Consider the following 18,067-nt stretch of genomic DNA (forward strand, 5'->3'; position numbering starts at 1 on the left):
ATATATCAGACAGATTTTTGCTTTAATTCCGGACTCCTTCTTCTTGACCTGTCATTGTTTTCAATATATGTTTTAAGCACCTTCTCCAGATCAAGCACATCTCTCATTTCAAAGTAACCCGATTTTTTGTGTACAAATTTTGCAGCCTTCAGAGCACCCTGTGCAAAGGCTTTTCTGGAAAATGATTCATGGCTGATTTCTATTTTATCTTCTTCCCCCACTATCATCACCTCGTGCCTGCCTATAACCCCTCCCGCTCTGACAGAGTTGATGGGGATTTCTGACGCAGGCATTGGCATACCTGTATTTTTAAGTCCTCCCTGTATTTCAAGGGCAATTTTTTTAGCAGTTCCCGAAGGCGAATCCAATTTGTTTTTATGGTGTACTTCTGTAATCTGAAAATCATAGCCGTTTAAAAGGCTTGCCGTCAAATTGGTCAGCAGCATCATTACATTAACGCCCAGGGTTATATTTGGTGCGTATACTATCCCGTTTTTATATTTTCTGGTTAATATAAAAATCTTTTTGAGTTCATAAGGCGTAAAGCCGGTGGTGCCGATAACGATATTTACTCTGTACTTTGAAAATATCAATGCGTTTTTCAACGCAGATTTTGGATTGGAAAAATCAATGACAACATCAGGTTTATTTCTGAATATGATTTCTTCCAAATTATCAGAGCTTCTGATGATTATACCGGTATTATCAATACCCAGAACCCTTCCCAAATCCATATTTTTTGTTTTGCTCGACGGACTGCAGATAACTGATACCAGTTGGATATCCTCCTGATCCAACACTGCCTTGGCTATCTCTTTTCCTGTGCGGCCCAGTCCTGAGATGCAAACTTTAATCATAAACAGACCCCTCCCCGAAATATAGTGGTTGATAGAAATGATTAAATTTAACTGAAGAAAATGAATTGAATATGTTCCAAAGGAATGAAAGAACAAATGTGGCAAGCCACCCTTGCAAACTTTCCCGATCAAATAAAAAAACTACAGTATACACTGTAGCATTGGATAAGAAGCATAATTAATATGATTCACTTTCTCCCCAACGCTTACGAAGTTAGCTGACGGATTCGGATTGGTCGAGACTAACCCTACCTGAAAATTCAGGATTCACCCCAATATATGGTTCCCCCGCTCACGGCAAAAGTGCCGTAACTCAGCGATTAAAAAATATTAAGTTAAATTTATACTGTTATTATACACTAAAATCTCATTTTGGTCAATATTTCCTCATTTTGGTTTAAATTTATTTATATTTTATTATATGCGTATGTTATATCGGATTATGACATAATAGATTCATCAATCTTACCATTTCCAAGCTTCACTAAATAAACATCGTAATACTCCTCGCCCAGCTCGTATGCAAATTTCTTATCAAGAACTGCAAAATCAAACCTCTTTTTGCCTTTTATGGCACTTCCCGTATCCATGGCAACCGTATACCCAAGGCCTTTTATATAAAATACCGTACCATAGGGCCAGTGCTTTCTGTCCACCGCTATTGACACTCCGGGAACAATTGGCAGTCCTGAACTGGTTATACCTTTGTCGTTTCCGCATTCCTCACTTGAAGGAGTATAAGCTGTTCCCAGGAACTTGCCGAGATATTTCCCCTTTGTGTTGGTTTCAAGAGTCCCACCTTTATAAATCGTGTAAGATTGAGGGGTTACGCCTACTGAAGCCGCCTTTTTCAAAGATTTCTGCAATTCCAGATTATCACCGGCCAATTCCTTTTGCAGCACTTCAAGCTGCTGATTTTTTTGTTTTAAGGCATCCAGCTCTTTTTTAATTTTTCATTCTGCTTTTTTAATTCACTGTTCTCTTTATTGAGTTTCTGGCTTTGATCTTTATAGGAATTGCTGTTTGCCGTCAAAGAGTGATTGGTTTTCATTATCATCATGGCAGAGATGGACTGGCTGTTGTACTTATCCTTGTACAGGGTTACTACATCGTTGATCTTCAGGCAGAAGAACGATAAAACTGCAACCGTAATGACCAATATTATAATCAGAGTTTTTAACATTATACTTCCGCTATTTTTCATTTTAAAATCATCAGTGTTATCCATTTTTTATTAAGTACTCCCAATTTAAAAAATAAATTTAATATGCCATTATCTATTATTTTCCAAAATGCTTGTCTTTTATACCCAGCATAACAAACATTTCTCTGGAGATAATTTTACCTGAGGTAACGCATTTTGAAAAAAATTGGTTTCCTTGAGCGTTAAACCCGGGAAGTGATGCTTTATCAGGAGGATTCACATGTCACGAAAAGTAATATCGGCATTCGGTATTCTGTTTTTATTAATAGGGGCAACTGTAAATATTGCAGCCAAACCTGCCGGCTCCCATGCAGCCGAAACCATGGTAAAAGAATATCTGCGTGAAAAGATGAATTCCATAACGGCCCGGAATGTGGACGTTTTGGATAAATATTATTCAAAACAGGCTGATGAAGCGGAAAAATATCTGCTTTTCACTAAGAATCATATCTTGCAGGATTATTTAATTTCCTATGCAAATAACAATTATGCCATAAAGAAGATTTTTCCCAACCTGAAAATTATCAGTACTGCAGAAGAGCAAAATACATTGACAATAAATGCACTTATGACGGCATTTGTACATTGGAATGCCGAAAACTCCTCCGGTGACCCTGTTGTGGGGATGATATCGGAAAGACACGAACTTCAGGTAATCAAGGAAAATGGGCAATGGAAAATTATCCGGGATAACTTTGAAACCGGGCGAGGAAATTCGGAACAGTGCCGTCTTGAAGCACCGGACAGGCTTAGATCTTCTTTGAATGAGTTAAGGAAAACTTCGGCTGCTTCATTGAGCAGGTCCAAAAGCAGCCCCCCTTCGAAATTGCAAATTGTGCCGCACTCAAACAAGAGGGAGCAAAAATCCAGGACCGGGTACAGCAGGGACAACGCCTTCAACTGGGCACAAAAGCACTGGAGAAACTATTCAAATGATTATATCAATTTTGGCAAAAATCAATGGGATGGCGGAGATTGTACAAATTTCGTCTCCCAGTGTATTAGGGCCGGAGGAGCCGAAAATGATACCAAAGGAAGCCATCAGTGGTACTATATAAGAAAGGGCGCCTCCTCCAATACAAAAGCCGTCAGCTATTCCTGGACCTGGAGCACCGCAAGGGGCCTGAATTCAATTTTACTTGGCAATTACAACAAAAAAGAATTCGGCCCCAAAGGAATTCAAAAAGTCATTTTTGGGGATTCGGCCTATACAAGTGATATAGGTGAATATGTAAACTATGGAGATATTATTCAATATGAGTTTACCGCCGGTTCAGGAATAAAGCATTCAGCCATCATTGTAGGAATGGTCCACAACAGTGCTCTTGACAGGTATGAGCCTGTTATAGCCACCCATTCCTTTGATTCCTGGAATTTACCCTGGACTAAAGACGCATACAGATCACTCTTTGTGCATATTGCAGATATCAATTGATATAGCCGGCTTTCAGAGTTCTGCCTGTTGGCCGGGATTACCCGGATTACCCGGTGTACTTTTACCGGTTCACTGCACTTCGCCTGAATAGCATCTTGTTACATTAGGAACGGCAACCTTTCCGCCGACACTATATCTGTCAAATAATGAAGTTATTGCATTTACAAATTTAACATAATTGGTTTCTTTCTCATTTGGAGCATAGGAAGCAGAAAGATTCCTTCCTATGAAGCCCTCCAGATCATATGAAATTTTGTTGTCAAATTGTTTTGTTTCATATGAGCCGTCTTTAAAAAATATTGACAGGTCGGAGGGCTTTTCTTCCATCCCGCCTGAGAAACCTGTAAAATCCGGACAATACTTTTTGCAGATTTCAGCATTTTCAATTACAAGTTCCGACCCGACAGCCCGGCTGTTCCATACCAGCACCGCCAATCCCCCCGGTTTTAAAATCCTCATGCATTCTTTTTTGAAAGCCAGAGCATCAAACCAGTGGAAGGCCTGTGCTACAGTGACAAAATCAATGCTCCGGTCATCCAACCGGGTATTTTCCGCTGTTCCGTCTACCGAATAAAAATTATTGAACCCGGCTAATTTCGTCTCAGCTATCCTTCTCATATCATTGTTGGGCTCCACACCATAAACCCTGCTCCCCTTCTCCAGGAGCTGTCTGGTGAGAATTCCGGTGCCTGCACCCACGTCAGCGATTGTGCTTGCCCGGTTAAAACCGGCACTGTCGTATAAATAGTCAATAAAAGCCTTTGGGTACTCGGGTCTGTATTTTTCATAAATATTTGCCTTACCGCTGAATTTTTCGGTGTTCACGCTTATTACCTCCCATGCTTTTCTGAGTATTATTCTAACATATCGGAGTTATTTTTGCTTTCCGTATTATTGACATATATTTTATTTTCAAATTGCAAAATTTATATTGTGATTGATAATCCTGGTTTCAAGGCATACCGATTTATATCCCACAGATATCAAACGAGCTGCTTCCGGTTATATGCTCCAACTCCAGGGACAGTTCCTCCAGAAGACTGGCTGCCTTATGTATTTAACCTTTATTTTAGTTCAACTCCGGGATAGCTGTCATAGGCTGAACCAATAATACATAACTGATCCAGCACCTCAGAAAATATCTCAAAAAGACCCTTTAATTGATCAATATCCTTTAAGATGCCTGGTATGGAGAAATACAGTTCATCAACTCCTTCGGGAAAAGCAGTTCCAAACCACCCCTCGTCATCCTTTACTTCCAGATGAAATCTGGATTGCATCAACATTAACTTTTGAAGCTGCAGACTCTTGAATAATTCCTTTATTTTCTCCTCGTTGTTTCCCTTAATAACAAATGCTTCATCAAACTCCTGGTTTCCGACCTCAATGTCCTGCATTCCCAGGGCAGCACCCATTTCACTAAAAATACCGCTTTTATATATTTTGAATCTGATTCCGTCCCTATTGACATAAGGTGCTCTTATTCTGGTATATGTGGTGGTAGCTTGACCGGTTGAAACAGTATACGTATCAAGTGTAACAATCCAGTTTTTTATGCGGGCAATGATTTTGTCACTCTTGAAAAAACCGCCTTCTATGTACTCACTGTTTTCCAGCTGCAGGCTTAACTGCTTCCAAATCTCCTTCTTGCTGGGTCCGAAAATCTCCCTCATAACTCCCATAATAGCCTCCTATCTGGTTATCATATCTATATCTATATCTATGCTTAATTTTATCCTATAAGTCGGCCTAAACCCGAATCTTACTTTTAAGCTTTAAGCTGTCATTTATGTGCACCACCTGATGCCGGGTTATGGGCATCAGTATTATTCCGGCAACAGTCTTTTTTCCCCAAAAGTCCAATAGCCATCTGGACTGGTCCGATCCGGTAACACCGCCTTCCTCCCATATCCTTCGGATGCTTTCGTGCCTGACTTTCCGCTTCATGTCTTTGGGCACCAAATTCATTAATATTTCACGGGTTTTCCTGCCGACAGCCATCCTGTAATTTCTCAGTTCCAGCATATCAATCTGTACACTGAATTCAGCAATCTCGCTGTCGCTCATAGCATTTCCGGTATCAGTCACCGATACTTTCATTTTATCAAGCCAAGCTCCGTAACTTAAGACCTGGCTGCTTTCAGCTATGAGAATATTTGCCGTCAGATCTTCTATTCTGGTCAGATGCCATAAATTCCAGGCTATAGTGGAACCCTTGTTCTTATATTGGGAACCGAATACTCCCAGGTCAAGCCCTTTCCACAACTCATCCTCATATGTCGGAGCAGCCTTTCCCGACATTTCAGACGTATGTACAAAACTATGCATATCAAGTGCCAGATCCATTGCTTCACGGAATTTGTCCTGTTTCAAAATCATTTCCTTCAGTCTTGCCTGTTTGGGATTCCAATCCCTCGTAATACTTTCCATTCTCCCACCTCAATGACTTGTTAAATAGCTTTAAATCTGTTACACTCTTCGCCTTATTTTATCGGGTGCCTGGTCATAATCGGCATCTTCCTGGTATCCGGACTTTTTGGCCCGACCTTCCTGTTGTTTCACGAACATCTCGATTTCCAGCTGGTTATTTGCACGAATTTGCTCGGCCTTTAATGTGGTTTCAGCATTTATCCTGGCAATTTCCAGCTTGTATTTCATCACTTTATTTGCAATAAACGGTATTACTATTATTAGCGCCAAACCCAGGGAGCCTACCACCGGTATCCAATCTTCCACTATTAATTCCTCCTGTTAATATGATTAAATATGATTTAATGTGTTTTATTCCACTCTTCAGCCAGAATACCATAAACAGCATGATTTACATAGTGGTCGTACAGCCATTCGGCCTGTCTTACCGAGCCCTCCAGCGTAAATCCCAGCCTTTCAGGTACTGCCCTGCTTTTTTTATTAAATTCTGCTGCTCTTATTTCAACCCGATTTAAACCCAGGTCTTTTATCACATAATTTATAATTGCTCTGCAGGATTCTGTCATTATTCCTTTGCCCTGGTACTCTTCGGCAAGCCAGTAGCCTATTGTAGTTTTTTTGTTTCTCCAATCTATACCATGGAGGCCGATAGAACCAGCAATTTCACCTTTATAGTATATTCCTGCCTGAAATCCGTTATTATCAGCCAACTGCTTTCTTGAGGACCTGATAAAATCTTTTATGGCATCCACACTTGTCGTTGCTCCCACCCATGGCAGCCATTCTCTTAAGTACAAACGGTTATTATCAATCAATTTATACAGTTCTCTGGCATTCTTATTTTCCATAACTCTCAATTGAATATGGTCATTTACCTGATAATAGAACATAAATCACCTCTATAAATTTTTAAAAAGATAATATAAATCAAACTGCTTCCATTATTTAAAAAATAATTGCTATTTGTCACTATTCTTTTGAAAAGAAAGATTTTTTAAAGTAAATACTCCACTGTCAAATTCAACTTCCGAGTTGATCTCACCGATAAAATCAGGAGAAGCGTAAGACTTTCTGATAGCACCCAGTGCAAACCGCGCCAGTATTTTTTTATCCTTGAATTCAAATCCTACCATATTTCCAAAACCAATATTATCGTTATCAATATCATCTTCTGTATTTGCCAGTTCAAAAGAATTTACTTTTTTTCCGACAGTGACATCGGCCAGCAGAGAACTACCCTTTTTATGCGTATTAAGCTTTACCTGCTTATTCAGCTGCTCTACATAATCTGTAAAGGCATAATCCTTAAAATACTCTTTATTTGGAACCAGATAGCTTGTATCCTTTGGATCATCAGAAAGCACTTCCTTTTCAGAAACCTTGACCATGTGCAGTTCTTCAACCGAATATCCTGTCCCGGACCCTGTATAAAGTATTACAGCCAGTTCCTCCCTGCCATCCCCGTCAAAATCAGCCAATTCCATTCTGGGAAGTATAAATCTTGGCGTCAGATAGTCCCAGTTATAAAAATGCCCGGTGCTATTACAATAAAGTATTACTCCACTATCCTTTTTGCCGTATAAGAATATGTTTTTATCAGGTATTGCGGCAATCATAGGAATTTTTTGGGCTTCATATTCCTCCCAGGACTTAATAACCCCGGTATTTGTATCACCCACAATATTGGTTACTGCCGAAACAGCCTTTGAACTGACCGCTTCATAATTTGCCGCTGCCGGGGCTTCCGAAGCCGTGTAGAGCTTGTTGTCCGATGAACAGCCGCTTATACCCAGCGTAATTGTGACCGATAATATGATGGGCTTTATAGCCGTTAATATAATATTTCTTTTTCTCATTTGTCATTCTCCTGCTTTCATGTCAAACGGATCATCCTCTTGGTCTTTTTCCGAATAAACTTTAATACCGTCGATATTCCAAATAATATCATAAATTATATATATTTGGGTAGTTTATTTTGAACAGACGGAGCTACACAAAAAGCTGAAACCTCATGGATTTCAGCTTTGCCAGATATTTTGATTTAAAACGGCTTGTTCTGACCGGTCAGCCATCCTTTTTGAAGCCAGTATTTTTTATCTGTGTGACCGTCTTCATAGTCCCTCATAACCTTTTTAATGTACATAAACATAAATTTAATAAATATTGTGGCAGGGATCTTTTTTCTATTTACCAGTGCTTTATGAAACATATCGGCTTTTTTTCCAATAAGCTTTTGCAATTTGATCTGCTTTCCAGCCTTCATATCTTCCCAATTCTTGGTGAATACGGTCAGTCCCAAACTGTAAATCCTTTTGACACCCCAGTACCTCAAAGTCCTTGATACGGCCTTTATAGCTTTTCCGGTACCCGCACCTGCCGTTGTGGAAATAACCATAGCTACCTTTGAGAACATCTCTTCCATTGGTCTGTGGGGCAGGTATATATATCCGAAATGATCCATGAAAGACTTTATAGCACCGCTCTCTGCAAGTACATAAACCGGTGAAGTCAAAACAAGACCGTCAGCTTCTTTCATAGCTTGCTCAATTGGCTGCGTATACTGGGCATGAGGGCATTTGTCGGCACTTTCGTCATAACAGTTGCAGCAGCCGCAGCAAAAATAAGGTAATGCCCTGGGCAGATAAAACTCCACTATTTCAAGTTGGGCATTTTTCCTCAACTGTTCCATGAATATTTGTGTCGTCTTGTACGTATTGCCCTTTCTGGGGCTTCCGTGAATCACACAGATTTTCATAATAATCTCCTTTTCTCCAGATAAAGCTTACTGATTAAAGGGAAACTATAAATGTAAGATACAAAGCTGCAGGATATTCAGTATTTTATTCTCCAATAATTTTCACAAGAACCCTTTTCTCTCTTTTACCGTCGAATTCACCATAAAAAAGCTGTTCCCAGGTGCCAAAATCAAGTTTTCCGTTTGTAACCGCAACAACAGCTTCACGGCCCATTATCTGCCTTTTCAGATGTGCATCGGCATTATCTTCAAAACCATTGTGGTTATACTGGCTGTAAGGTTTTTCAGGGGCAAGTGTCTCCAGCCATTTTTCGAAGTCCTGATGCAATCCGGCTTCATCGTCATTTATAAACACACTGGCCGTAATATTCATGGCATTGACCAATACCATTCCTTCTTTTATTCCGCTTTCATCAATACACTTCTGAACCTGCGGAGTGATATTTACATATGCCCTGCGCTTTGGAATATTGAAATACAGTTCCTTGCGGTATGATTTCATCTGTCTGCTCCTTAAAATTATAAAATGCAACATGCTGCAGCACATTATACGGCATGTTTTTAAACTAATACTGAGGGCTGTAACACAACGATTTCCTTTGTCTGGTATATAAGGCAACTATATCCTCTTTATTATATATTAAACAGGTAGCAATTGTACATGCCTAAGTTACTAAAACCCATTATTATTAAATATACCGGATTGATTGATTTATTTGATGATTTGGTGATGGCCTCAATTGATGAGGCCTGTCCAATTTTTGGGAAGATTTGTTGGATTATTTATTTATTTATTTTTATATGCAATTGCCTGTAAAGTTTAATCTTATGCAAAAAAACCGGCTTGCTCACATTGACCGTATTTCATCCGACAGTATTTCACTTGACTGTATATCATTGTAAAACATTGAAAACAAACCTGCAGTACTTCTTTGGGCTAAAGGCAGTACAATCTTTGTCAGCTCATAGTACCTTCGTTCATCATCAATAATTGTGCTCAACCTGCTGTTTGCCTTAATGGCATTAATGGCATTTTGACGTATAAATTCTTTTGTGTCCTTGAGATAACAACCATTTTCGCAGACTAAATATTCAGGTGTGCTGAGCAATGTATCCCTTACGAATTTTTCGAATTTGTGATGCTCCTTCAAAAGCTTGATATTTGCATGCTGCGGTACAGTCATGTCCTGTACCAGATGGGCCGCTGCTCCAAGAAAAAACATTGCCCGTTTTATATCCCCTGATTCATAGTAACCCAGTGCAAAGGAATAATAATTATTTGCCAGTGAGAGAGCATTGGTGTTTCCGTAAAGTCCCCTGTCTTTTATGGGATTATAAAAATGACCTGAACTTTTGAAATCCTGATCGGCCCAAACGACACCAAGGTTTAGTTCAGTTATATATTGTGAGAAAAGCTTGAACTGTTCAAATTTCTTATCATTCTTAAGAATTACCAGTGATTGAATGTTAATGACTCTATGTACTTTACATTCCGTAGTCATTATAACCTTTTTAACAGGGTTTATAGCTTTCATGGTGTATTGAAATAATTTTCCATATGAATTTTCAACAATTGTAGGCATTACAACCTCCCATAATACTGCGACTAAGCTGCGATTTTTAATATATTATATACTCTATTGCTCTCTAAAAGTATCATCCCTGATAAAAGTTTACAATGATTTTACATTTTAGAATTTGCCCAAAACATTATATATCAAACCTTAAAATATACTGTCAATATAATTATCTCTGAAAATGCAAAATAAAGCATTGTTGAATATATATAAATTTTACGGTATAATTCAGTAAGAAAATGGCAAAAGTTTTAGTCTGACAGCATGTAAGGAGTTAAATCATATGGCTAAAGTAAGTTTGATACTTGAAGGCGGGGGGATGAGAGGCTTATACACTTCCGGAGTATTGGATTGTTTTTTGGATCGGGGACTGGTTTTCCAGGACATCATAGGAGTATCTGCAGGTGCATGCAATTCCGTGTCTTACATCACGGGACAGAGGGGAAGAAATCTGGACATCAATGCCGGCTTCTGCTCAGATAAGCGATATGTAAGTATTTCAGGCCTTTTTACCAGGGGTTCTATTTTTAATATGGACTTTTTATTTGACGACATACCTAATAAGCTGCTCCCATTTGATTATGAAAAGTTTAAAAATGCCGCTTGCAGACTGACCGCCGTATCCACCGATTGTGCAACAGGCAGGGCGGTGTACACTCCCATAAGGGATATGACCACTGACGGCATTTATGTCAGAGCCTCCAGTTCTATCCCGTTGGTATCACCTATTGTGGAGGTTGACGGAAAACAACTTGTAGACGGCGGTCCTTCGGATTCCATACCGATACGCTACTCGGTTGACAGCGGCTTTGATATGCACATTGTGGTTCTTACCCGGCATACGGGCTACGAAAAAAAGAAAAGCAGGTTATATCCATTATGCAAGCTTGCACTGAGGAAATTTCCCAACCTGGTCGATTCCATTAAAAACAGGCATCTTGTCTATAATGAAAGTATCGGATTTGCAGAGGAACTGGAAAAGCAGAACAAAGCCCTTATAATCAGACCAAAACAACCAGTGGAAGTATCCAGATTCGAAAAAAATCCCGACAACCTGAGAAAGCTGTACCAGAAGGGTTACGAAGATGCCGCCGAAAAGTTCAAGGACATAATGGCGCTTTGCGGGGATGCGGAAAATATAATTTATAATGCCTGACGAGTGCCGGCTTATCAACAGAATCATATCGGCCGGTATATCCCGGTAAATCCTATAATGCGAATTTTGTCAGCAGCAGGATACCCGCCCCCACCGCGACAGACGGAGACAGCTTTATAAAGTGCCTGCTGCTTCCGCCCAAGTCAATTATATGCTTCCCTCTGCCACAGATAAATAGCTTCAACTCCGTTCCCAGTGCACGAAAGCCTTTTACGAATTCCCCTGAGCCTGACAGTTTTACAATGGACACCACCCCCGCAGCAAGAATGGAGTAAGCCATAATGCATAAGCCCTCCTTCCATCCCACCAATGCCCCGATGGCACTGAACAGCTTTATATCACCGGCACCTACCAGTCTGAGGTAAAAGAAACTCCAGAGCAGGATTACCGGCAGAACCATGCCTGCGGCACTTAGCCTGAAGCCTTCTGCACCGCTGCTATAAGTGTTTATTGAAATTCCAGCAAAGCTTGAGATAAGCACGTAAACATTTTTGATTTTAGAAGTTTTCAGATCGCTTACAATTGAAAATACCAGCAGAACAAACATAGCCGAATAGCGAATCATATTGCCTCCTCCAGAGGTTTTGCAGAGGCAAAGAATTGATACTCCTTGTTTGCAAACCGGACTAAATCGTTGTTTAATACCTTATTCCTTGTATTGGGCACCAGTCTTTTGTCATTGACAAAAGTTCCGTTCCTCGAATTACAGTCAACCAGATAATAAATCCCCTCTTCAGATAATATCTCGGCATGTATTTTCCCAACCGCACTGCTGTTGACCACGGCATCAACCAGTCCTTCCATGCGGCCTACCAGAATACTGCTTTTGTCAAATTCAATAACAGCCTCCCCCTGTGTTTCCTTTAAATATGCCCCGGCATTAATACCAGGTTTTCTTATTATTTCTGTTTCACCACTGTAAACGCCTTGAGGTTCAGGGATTTTATCTTTACTGCTCTCCTGTTTGGAAACTGTGTCCATTTCAGCCCTGGGAATTGATTCTTTTCCCAAGTACTCTTTTTCAGAAAAAACTCCGGCCCTCATTTTATCCGCTATAAAGCTTATTACCTCCGTTCCATTGCCTTTAAACGTATTTCCGTTCCTCTCCCTGATCAGCCTAAAAACAAGTATGTCAACGCTTGCAAGAATCACGAAGGCAATAATAGCTGTTATACTTTTACCTTCACCGGTATCAATAAATCCACTGGTTATTGCAAAGATATATGCTATTAATAATATTGGCTGAAGCAGGATAAAACCTGTGTTTACTTTTTTACCCGTTTCCTCTTTGATGTTTTTTTCAATATCTTTTTTCTGTATAATTCCGGGTTTATAGTTTTCAGTATTGTTGTTTTCCTCATTGGATAAAGGTATTTTAATATTTCTGGCCTGTGCTGCAGTCCTGGATTTTTTATCTGTTTTCTCATTGATTTTTTTGTCCGCCTTTCTCCCCATTCTTTTTTCACGTACGGGGTCCGCTGTATCATCAGTGTAATTTTCCAAAGCCTGAACCTGATTCTTAATGTCAATTTTAAGAAGGATTTCCAGTTGAGCTTTAAGGATGCTGAGATTGAACAAATCGCTCTTGATTACCTCAAGAAGCCTTTGCAGATAGTTATCACTGTCCTCCCTGTAAAAATTGGCCATATCCACAATGAGCCTTATAAAGAAGGTTTTATAATCATTTTTAATTCCTGAAAACGGGAGATATACAAAGTAAAGCTCAATCCTTTCGGGCTCCACAAAAATATACCTCTCATCCAGCAGGATATTGCAATCATAGAGTAAATAATTTTTCATGCGGCAAATATTATTTATAATATTAAGAGCCATTATTAAAAACTCATTCCTCGAAAATTTTTTCCTGGACATGAAATTTGCCAGAGAGCACTTGGAGGTAACATTATAAAAGCAGTTCAACCCGTTTCCCACATAGTTGATATTGAATTTCAGTAAACCGTTTATATTGTTGTTCAGCAGCATTTGCACCTGGTAATTCAAAATACTGCTGCAATCTTTTGCTCTTAAAACCAAATAATTGGATATTGAATCATTTTCAAACAGCACATCAAAAGCAAACTCTTTTTCAAAATCTTGGTCCATTAGGAACACCTCACAGGAAAAGTACATTTAAAAATTTAAAATAGCTGTCGCCAGGAGAATAAAGGGTGCAAAAGGTATCTCTGTTTTCAGGCCGGTTTTTTTGAAAACTATCAGAAATACTGAAAACATGCCTGACAAAATAATTGAGAGAAACAAAATTCCCGGGATCATGGAAAAACCCAAAAAGAAACCGGTTAATGCAAACAGCAGCAGATCACCACCTCCAATCTGACCTCTGGTTAAAACCATAAAGAAAGCAAATATGAAAAATGACAGTACACCGCCTAAAATGTGCCCCAACATACTAGAAGTTCCATCAAAGATAAGAATGATCAGCATTCCCAGTACGAGCGCCGGAAATACCAGCCACAAGGGTATTAATCCGGTGCTCAAGTCACTGATGGCAGCAATAAGTTGAATAACCAGCAGAACAGCCATAAGTATTGCTTTGAGGCTCCCATCGGCAGTTAAAAACAACCGGACTTCAGTGCCCAAACCTATTATCAGTATCAAAACCATGGGCAAAGCAATTTTCCTTTCGATTGCCTTAATCATTTTCAGCTTTTTTCTCCCCGCTTTCTCCGGTGTCAGCTTTTGTACCTCCGCTGCCCTGTTTCCCATAGGCTTTAACAGGTTTTAAGGTTATTCCCCTGCTTTCAGCCAGACCGATACATTTGTCAATAACACTTTGCTGATTTGAAGCAAGCTCTATCTCAGGGATTATAAGTAACAGTTCCTTTCGGAAAATATCCGAGCTCCTTATGGAAACTTCTCCGCAGGTCCCACCGTTAAACTCCTTCAATTTATTTATGTAACTTGTTATTTTCTTTTCAAGGTTTACAGGATCCTTGTAATAAGCTTCCTCGATGTTTAGACTTTTAATGCTGGTTACAGTTCCGTTCCCATACTTTGCAACAGTCGGAAAGTTAAAGGGCAGATTTGCACCCTGGAGCTTTCTTATTTCCTGACCGCGTTTTAAATTGGTCATATCCCATACACTTTTATTATTTTCTTCCTCATCCCCGCTGCCCCCTACACCCTCCTCACCTGCCCAGATGCAAACCGATGACGTCTGTCTGATTTTTACTCCCGGGAGAAGCCCGGACAGGAAAGGAAACCTCATTTTATAACCCACTGAAATGTCTATGCTTCTCCCATCAGCCAGCATCCTGCTTTCGGAAAAATCCAATCCCTCAAATCCATCCTCTATGTTCAGTCCCAGAAGTCCCTTTTCAACTGCCGTATTAAAGCACGCCTCAAGCTGATTTCCCACAAGCAGCCTCGCGGCAGGTATCAGAGCCACTTGTGCTCTCACACGGTCGGTCACATCCTTCCCGGCCTCACGTATGCTTGACGCCAGCCAGTTATCTCCCAGTGTATCCTCTACAGTATTTGAACTGCTGAACTTTTCAATACCTCCGATAACTTCTTCAGCATTTGTTTTATAATACAAAAGGCCATAAACACCCATTTGCCGGCATGCTCCCGCCAGTGCATTCTGCATGATTTCATGCGTGAAATATATTTTTAGTATGAAAGCGAAGGACATAACCCCTATAATAAAAAACGGAAGAATTACGGCAGCTTCAACGGTAATTGCTCCCTTACGGAACCTGTTTCTCTTCATGCAGCCTCCTTGCCGGTTTAATAACTCAACAGCATACCCTCGTTGATATCAGTTCTGGAAATGTTTCTTCTCTGTTCCAGGGAAAAAGCCGGGATGGATAAAAAGAGATTTTTCATGGATACCGTTGTATCGGCCGCCAAAGCCACGTGTGTATCTTCTATTGAGAAGCCCTGGAGGGACATAGCCACATTTAATTGTATGAGGTCCTGGGTCCTGGCCAGCTTTTTTTCCTTGTCGGTCAACAGCAGAAATATTCTCAGATAATCCTGATAGCTTAAAAGCAATGGATTATTATTGGCCTCTGCAGTTTTTTTGTTGTTAATTGCACCTGATATATCTGTTTTCCACTGGTCTCCGTTTTTATACAAAGCTATTTTCTCTCCCTGACTTAGCTGTTCCTGATCGTAAAGTGACTCAAACATGGCCCAGGAAAAAACCAGCATGGTTTGTATCAAGGGGGTCGACAAGCCTGCACTCCAACTGCTCAGCGCCGCGGCCAGGGCAGTTACCCTGTTCATTTTGGAAGGGTCGGTATAAATGTGTATTACATTTGCAGCAAGCCTTACAGCAAGTATTTCTGATGTTATCAGCATGGAGTTGACGGCTTCATCCTTGTTTCCGTTAATTATGTATTCAACCTCATAGCATGAAAAGAAACCGTTTCTTTGATACTTGTCTTCTGATCTCAAATTATAGGCCTCGCTGTCAGTCTCACCTTTCAAAAGCGGAACATCGTGTCTGAAAATTCCCATTATGTACTCATTAACAAACAAGTCTTCAGCTATATTCAGTTTTATCTGCTCAAAGCCGCTTTCTTTTTCTCCAATGTATTGCAGCTCCTTTTCGGCACCGTTTGTGGTATTAAAGTCCAGTATATCCCAGTCGGAATTTTCCTCCTGAAGCATCCGCTTTTTGGAAGGAAGCTGCGTCAGCAAGCTATGGTCGATGGTTTTCATCTCTCCTTTTGATTTAAAGGCTTTTTGCAATACCTGAAGCACCTTGTCCCTATTGTCTTCATCCTCCGAAGAAGCAGGTCCGGACTTATTAAAAGTGTAATTTATCTCCTGTGGCTGGAATGAATCCAATGCCGACAGGAAGCTGCCTTCACTTTCACCGGCCTTTTCAATGGCGTTAAGGCAGCTGACGATATTTGATTCCAGACTTCTTATTATTGAGCCGGAATTATCTTCCCCAATAATATCCTTCATGTTTGACAGGCTTTGATTATAGGCTTTTTGTATTTCTTCGATACCCTCCCGGCTGTCACTTACAAACTTCATTTCTTCCTCTATTCTGTTGAGCAGGTCACCCTTTTGAACAGTTATGCTTTGTGAATAATCTGCTGCCACCGTATTTAAGTTTTTAAACAAATTTAAATTATCCAATATTGTATTTTTTATATTTGCTTTAGCATTATTAATATCTGTGAGTTCGGCTCTGACAGAGTTTATTTCGCTCAGCAGGCTCTTTCTGGTACCGGCATCTTTTTCATTGGAATACATTCCCTGAAGGTCCCCCAGTCTTGCCGATATTTCCTCGATAATCGAATTTTTCTCTATAAGCTGTTCTTTTAAATCCTTAATCTTTACTGCCATAGCCGAATTATTTATGGCACCGGCTTTTTCCTCCAGTAGCATTTGAAGTTTACCTATTGCTCCCGCTTTCTTATCTGTTTCCATTTTTCTTTTGTAGACTTTTGAGCCTTTTGATAAATTTTTTTATCCCTTCAATTTTTGAGAGAAGTTCTGAAGCTATTTCAAGAGGAGCCCGGTATTTCATGAACTCCATTATCTGCTCTTCAAAAATCTTATTGTTCCCCAAACCGAAGGGCCGCTCCAATTTTATATTTTCAATGTTAAAGCCGTAAAGAAAATCCTGACTGCCTATATTTAAATTTTTGGAAAAGTATTCCTCGAAACTGTCATTAACAGTTTCGTTATCCAGATAAAAACCAAATAGTCCGTATTGTTCCTTAAGTTCATTGTTATAACATGCAAGCACCGAGGAAAGGGCAGTCTGGCTGGCTCTCTGCACCTGGGAATGGGCGAGCCTGATTCTGGCCGCATCGGTAAAGGTGCCTGCCACCAGAAAAATTGAAGATAATACTATACTGATAAAAACAGTAATAGACCCTTTATTATAAATTGGTTTTACTGCTTTCATTATCTCTTCACCACACTTTTAGTGTTTTTTTAGCAGTTTGCCTATTATCTCATTAACCTCCGAGCCGGTTCCTATCCATTTATTATCGCTGTTAACCATGCAGTTTTTTATATCGATAACCATATCCAGATTCCTGACAAATTCAGCGTTATCCTCCAGAGGAGTTGAGATCTCAGCCCTTATTGCCAGTTGGGGAGAAATGCCGAAAATTGCGAGCAGCTTTCCGGCAGGAAGCGGATAATTTTCCTCAATCCCAACCTTCAGCTGGTTGATCAATAAACTGTAATGTGTATCAATTTTTGCTGTTTTTCCCGAATTGATTATGGAGGGCTCAAGACCGGTTAATGTGTATGTTTCTATACTGCCCTTTTTGACCGCTGTGTTGGAATCGAAAATTCTCCAGTATAAATTTGTTTGGGGCGGCCATTGAGAATTTGATTTAAATTGTTTTACATAATATGCTGCCCCCCGGTTGGAAGCTTCGCTTGCAGCACTTTGAAGAGAGATATATTGATACATAATTATAAAGCAGTAAACCAGAACAACCATCAGTAAAAATACCAACGAAAATACAATGGAAGCTTCTACCGTAAAACTGCCCTTCTTATTAAAGCAAAGTACCATTGACTTTATTTTATTCAGAACTTGCTTCACTCTTTCTCATCCCCTATTCTGGCAGGCAGTCATTTTCTCAATTGTCCGGGCCGCCATAGCATCGGGGGAGATAAACTCCCCATTTTATACGAGGTTATCAAATGTA

Annotated in this window: 21 protein-coding genes and 1 riboswitch; of the genes, 2 read left to right on the forward strand and 19 right to left on the reverse strand. The window is 40.0% G+C overall.

The features are described 5' to 3' along the window. Positions 1–5: 5 nt before the first annotated feature. From dapB to CTER_RS28650, 3 genes are all read right to left on the reverse strand, one after another. The gene (gene dapB, locus CTER_RS01620) at positions 6–857 is read right to left on the reverse strand and encodes a 4-hydroxy-tetrahydrodipicolinate reductase (RefSeq protein WP_004623227.1); all 852 of its coding nucleotides are present in this window, start codon (positions 855–857) and stop codon (positions 6–8) included. A gap of 188 nt (positions 858–1,045) precedes the next feature. Continuing rightward, a riboswitch (cyclic di-AMP (ydaO/yuaA leader) is annotated at positions 1,046–1,186 on the reverse strand. A 111-nt stretch (positions 1,187–1,297) separates the two neighbouring features. Further along, on the reverse strand, positions 1,298–1,759 hold the full coding sequence (locus tag CTER_RS28645) for a 3D domain-containing protein (protein WP_004623188.1): 462 nt from the start codon (positions 1,757–1,759) through the stop codon (positions 1,298–1,300). Between the two features lie 23 nt (positions 1,760–1,782). Next, a complete protein-coding gene (locus CTER_RS28650) occupies positions 1,783–2,085 on the reverse strand; it encodes a hypothetical protein (RefSeq protein ID WP_004623289.1) in 303 nt (100 codons plus the stop codon). A 196-nt stretch (positions 2,086–2,281) separates the two neighbouring features. On the opposite strand from CTER_RS28650, the gene CTER_RS01630 reads away from it, so the two are divergent. Then, positions 2,282–3,496, forward strand: a complete 1,215-nt coding sequence (locus CTER_RS01630) for an amidase domain-containing protein (protein ID WP_004623264.1) — start codon at positions 2,282–2,284, stop codon at positions 3,494–3,496. Between the two features lie 69 nt (positions 3,497–3,565). Here the strand turns inward: CTER_RS01630 and CTER_RS01635 are convergent, their stop codons facing one another. The 9 genes from CTER_RS01635 to CTER_RS01675 all read right to left on the reverse strand — a co-directional run bounded on the left by CTER_RS01635 (position 3,566) and on the right by CTER_RS01675 (position 10,264). Continuing rightward, a complete protein-coding gene (locus tag CTER_RS01635) occupies positions 3,566–4,321 on the reverse strand; it encodes a class I SAM-dependent methyltransferase (protein ID WP_004623208.1) in 756 nt (251 codons plus the stop codon). A 239-nt stretch (positions 4,322–4,560) separates the two neighbouring features. After that, positions 4,561–5,178, reverse strand: coding sequence for a hypothetical protein (locus CTER_RS01640; RefSeq protein ID WP_004623295.1), 618 nt, complete (start codon positions 5,176–5,178; stop codon positions 4,561–4,563). A gap of 67 nt (positions 5,179–5,245) precedes the next feature. Continuing rightward, positions 5,246–5,926, reverse strand: coding sequence for a DinB family protein (locus CTER_RS01645; protein ID WP_004623186.1), 681 nt, complete (start codon positions 5,924–5,926; stop codon positions 5,246–5,248). Positions 5,927–5,965: 39 nt separating this feature from the next. Next, positions 5,966–6,232, reverse strand: coding sequence for a hypothetical protein (locus CTER_RS01650; RefSeq protein ID WP_004623246.1), 267 nt, complete (start codon positions 6,230–6,232; stop codon positions 5,966–5,968). A 35-nt stretch (positions 6,233–6,267) separates the two neighbouring features. After that, the gene (locus tag CTER_RS01655; RefSeq protein ID WP_004623262.1) at positions 6,268–6,816 is read right to left on the reverse strand and encodes a GNAT family N-acetyltransferase; all 549 of its coding nucleotides are present in this window, start codon (positions 6,814–6,816) and stop codon (positions 6,268–6,270) included. A gap of 69 nt (positions 6,817–6,885) precedes the next feature. Next, positions 6,886–7,782 carry a hypothetical protein gene (locus tag CTER_RS01660; RefSeq protein WP_004623265.1) on the reverse strand — a complete coding sequence of 299 codons (897 nt, stop codon included), beginning with the start codon at positions 7,780–7,782 and terminating at the stop codon, positions 6,886–6,888. A gap of 185 nt (positions 7,783–7,967) precedes the next feature. Continuing rightward, positions 7,968–8,681, reverse strand: a complete 714-nt coding sequence (locus tag CTER_RS01665) for a flavodoxin family protein (RefSeq protein ID WP_004623248.1) — start codon at positions 8,679–8,681, stop codon at positions 7,968–7,970. Positions 8,682–8,766: 85 nt separating this feature from the next. Beyond that, the gene (locus CTER_RS01670) at positions 8,767–9,183 is read right to left on the reverse strand and encodes a secondary thiamine-phosphate synthase enzyme YjbQ (protein WP_004623231.1); all 417 of its coding nucleotides are present in this window, start codon (positions 9,181–9,183) and stop codon (positions 8,767–8,769) included. A 346-nt stretch (positions 9,184–9,529) separates the two neighbouring features. After that, complete coding sequence (locus CTER_RS01675; protein WP_004623226.1) at positions 9,530–10,264, reverse strand: zinc dependent phospholipase C family protein; 735 nt, start codon at positions 10,262–10,264, stop codon at positions 9,530–9,532. A 277-nt stretch (positions 10,265–10,541) separates the two neighbouring features. Here CTER_RS01675 and CTER_RS01680 point away from each other — a divergent pair, with 277 nt between their 5' ends. Beyond that, positions 10,542–11,414: a patatin-like phospholipase family protein gene (locus CTER_RS01680; protein ID WP_004623224.1), complete on the forward strand. Its 873-nt coding sequence runs from the start codon at positions 10,542–10,544 to the stop codon at positions 11,412–11,414. A 52-nt stretch (positions 11,415–11,466) separates the two neighbouring features. On the opposite strand, the gene CTER_RS26720 is transcribed toward CTER_RS01680, so the two are convergent. Genes CTER_RS26720 through CTER_RS01710 form a run of 7 tightly spaced genes read right to left on the reverse strand, consistent with a single transcriptional unit; the run spans position 11,467 to position 17,961 of the window. Continuing rightward, positions 11,467–11,979, reverse strand: a complete 513-nt coding sequence (locus tag CTER_RS26720) for an A24 family peptidase (RefSeq protein ID WP_004623283.1) — start codon at positions 11,977–11,979, stop codon at positions 11,467–11,469. Next, entirely contained in the window at positions 11,976–13,517 is a 1,542-nt protein-coding gene (locus CTER_RS01690) for a DUF6382 domain-containing protein (RefSeq protein ID WP_004623272.1), read from the reverse strand. The genes CTER_RS26720 and CTER_RS01690 overlap by 4 nt, the downstream gene beginning before the upstream one ends. A 27-nt stretch (positions 13,518–13,544) precedes the next feature. Then, the gene (locus tag CTER_RS01695) at positions 13,545–14,072 is read right to left on the reverse strand and encodes a prepilin peptidase (RefSeq protein WP_004623255.1); all 528 of its coding nucleotides are present in this window, start codon (positions 14,070–14,072) and stop codon (positions 13,545–13,547) included. Next, positions 14,065–15,144: an endonuclease toxin domain-containing protein gene (locus CTER_RS01700; protein ID WP_004623230.1), complete on the reverse strand. Its 1,080-nt coding sequence runs from the start codon at positions 15,142–15,144 to the stop codon at positions 14,065–14,067. Before CTER_RS01700 ends, CTER_RS01695 begins: the two co-directional genes overlap by 8 nt. Positions 15,145–15,161: 17 nt before the next feature. After that, the gene (locus tag CTER_RS01705; RefSeq protein ID WP_004623273.1) at positions 15,162–16,823 is read right to left on the reverse strand and encodes a DUF5702 domain-containing protein; all 1,662 of its coding nucleotides are present in this window, start codon (positions 16,821–16,823) and stop codon (positions 15,162–15,164) included. After that, positions 16,810–17,307 (reverse strand): hypothetical protein, encoded by a 498-nt coding sequence (locus tag CTER_RS28655; RefSeq protein ID WP_004623234.1) that lies wholly within the window; start codon positions 17,305–17,307, stop codon positions 16,810–16,812. The genes CTER_RS01705 and CTER_RS28655 overlap by 14 nt, the downstream gene beginning before the upstream one ends. A gap of 18 nt (positions 17,308–17,325) precedes the next feature. Continuing rightward, entirely contained in the window at positions 17,326–17,961 is a 636-nt protein-coding gene (locus tag CTER_RS01710) for a TadE/TadG family type IV pilus assembly protein (protein ID WP_004623241.1), read from the reverse strand. Between the last annotated feature and the right edge of the window lie 106 nt (positions 17,962–18,067).

This window comes from Ruminiclostridium cellobioparum subsp. termitidis CT1112 (assembly GCF_000350485.1).
Taxonomy (GTDB): domain Bacteria; phylum Bacillota; class Clostridia; order Acetivibrionales; family DSM-1351; genus Ruminiclostridium; species Ruminiclostridium termitidis.